This window comes from uncultured Aggregatibacter sp. (assembly GCF_901873365.1).
In the GTDB taxonomy this organism is placed as follows: Bacteria; Pseudomonadota; Gammaproteobacteria; order Enterobacterales; family Pasteurellaceae; genus Aggregatibacter.
Window position 1 is genome coordinate 1 of sequence record NZ_CABFLM010000124.1, and the last position, 2,215, is coordinate 2,215.

The following is a 2,215-nucleotide window of genomic DNA, read 5'->3' on the forward strand; positions in this document are numbered from 1 at the left end:
TGGGGAGCCGTTGGCAAAGCCAACGTTCAGAATCCTTTTGATTTTATGACCGCACTTTTTTGTCATTAGAAGAAAATTGAAGAACTTAAACAGGTAATCACTTTATCGCCAAATATCACTTTTCCGGTAAATTTTATTCGTGAGCTTGCCTCGGGATTTTGCTAACTCCGAAACCACAATAGATTGTAATGGCACAAGCGAGGACGCTTGCGCTATCAGGGGGACTTCGACGGTGATGGCTTATGTGGTGTTGGTTATCGTGTTTGTGTCACTGTTTGAATATCTGATTACCAAGCCTTTGGAAATTTTGTTTATGCCGTGGAGAAGGTGATGCTCTGTCTTGAAAACGTGCGTTTTGAAATTCTCCGTGACCCCATCGTGCACGATTTCAGTTTGAACCTGCAACATGGCGAAGTGAAAGCTTTGTTCGGGCCGAGCGGCTGTGGCAAGACGACGGTTTTGCGTTTGATTGCGGGCTTGGAAACGCCGAAATCGGGCACGATACGCAATACTTTCCGCAAAACGGGTTTTCTGTTTCAGGAAAACCGCCTGCCGGAAAACTTGACCGCGATGCAGAATATCGCTATTTTTATGGACAAACCCGATGAAGGCGAAATCATCGCGCTGGCGGCGAAAGTCGGGCTGACTGCGGGAGATTTGAACAAATATCCGACCGAATTGTCCGGCGGCATGGCGAAACGGGTAGCATTTTTGCGCCTGCTGCTGTGCGGCTGCGACCTTGCCTTGCTGGACGAGCCGTTCGTCGGTTTGGACCGCGATTTGCGCGATATTTTGGTCGCCATGCTGGTGGAAAAAATCGAGCGGCAGGGCATGGCGTGTATGCTGGTAACGCACGACCGCTTCGAAGCCGCACGCCTGAGCCATGAAATCATGCTGCTTTCCACTAAGGGCATGAACGTGCAAAACGTGATTACCCTGCCTACGCCGCTGTCCAAACGCGATTTGGCTTTTGAAGAAGCCGTGGTGGCAAGAGAGTTTCAGGGGATTCATTATTATGAGTGATAGGAATTTAAATTTCTGACAAACCTTGCGGTTCGTTGCCCTCTCCCTAACCCTCTCCCACGGGGAAAGGGGATCAGGTTTCTCAAAATCAGAGAGCCGTAGAATTGGGAATCAGATGTCAGGTAAACCTGAAAATGTTCAGGCTCGACAGCCCAATTCCCTCTCCCCGTGGGAGAGAGCTAGGGAGAGGGTAAGTAAGCCACAGGCTTGCCTCTTTAGCGAAAGATACGAATCTGTTATCCGAACGCGATTCGGTTTTTGAAAAAGCCGTGGTGCCAAGGGGGCAGGGGATTCATTATGAGGTGCTTTATGTTTTTGACTGTGATTACTGCTGCTGTTTTATATATTGCTACAGCAGTAGATTTGTTGGTAATACTATTAATATTTTTTGCTAGAGCAAATACTAGAAAAGAATATCGAGATATTTATATCGGACAATATTTAGGTTCTGTAATTTTAATATTAGTTAGTTTATTTCTAGCTTTTGTTTTGAATTATGTTCCGGAAAAATGGGTGTTGGGTTTATTAGGTTTAATACCGATTTACTTAGGTATTAAAGTTGCTATTTACGACGATTGTGAGGGCGAAAAAAGAGCTAAAAAAGAATTGGATGAAAAAGGGTTGTCAAAATTAGTCGGTATTGTTGCTTTGGTTACAGTTGCTAGTTGTGGTGCAGATAATATTGGACTTTTTGTTCCTTACTTTGTGACTTTAGATCTTGTCGACTTATTAGTTACTCTTCTTGTATTTTTAATATTGATTTTTGTTTTAGTATATACAGCACAAAGATTGGCTAATATTTCAGGTGTTGGTGAAATTGTAGAGAAGTTTAGTCGTTGGATAATGGCTGTTATTTATATTGGTTTAGGGTTATTTATTATTATTGAAAATAATACAATTCAAACAATAATATCAATAATATGAATGATACGGGCATTTGAGTATCTGACAAACCTTCGGCTTGCTTCTTCAATACAAGATACAACCCCCACGATAGCGCGCGTTTCCTAACGCGTGCCTGAAAATCAATTTCGTTTGATTCAGATTTTTACTATTTTCATGAATAACTTCAATTTGCTTATTTTTTAGATAGATAAAACTACGTGTCAGAAGGAGGGGCTATCTGGGGAGCCGTTGGCAAAGCCAACGTTCAGAATCCTTTTGATTTTATGACCGCACTTTTTTGTCATTA

General features: G+C 42.6%; 2 protein-coding genes and 1 pseudogene. All 3 read left to right on the plus strand.

Translation table 11 applies throughout. The annotated features are described in order from the left end of the window. Positions 1-202: 202 nt before the first annotated feature. Positions 203-331, plus strand: a pseudogene (locus tag QZ106_RS09850) (ABC transporter permease); the annotation flags it as partial. Continuing rightward, entirely contained in the window at positions 331-1,023 is a 693-nt protein-coding gene (locus QZ106_RS09855; RefSeq protein WP_295976648.1) for an ATP-binding cassette domain-containing protein, read from the plus strand. The pseudogene QZ106_RS09850 and the gene QZ106_RS09855, both read left to right, overlap by 1 nt. A 309-nt stretch (positions 1,024-1,332) precedes the next feature. After that, positions 1,333-1,947, plus strand: coding sequence for a CadD family cadmium resistance transporter (locus QZ106_RS09860; RefSeq protein WP_075875341.1), 615 nt, complete (start codon positions 1,333-1,335; stop codon positions 1,945-1,947). Positions 1,948-2,215: the final 268 nt, after the last annotated feature.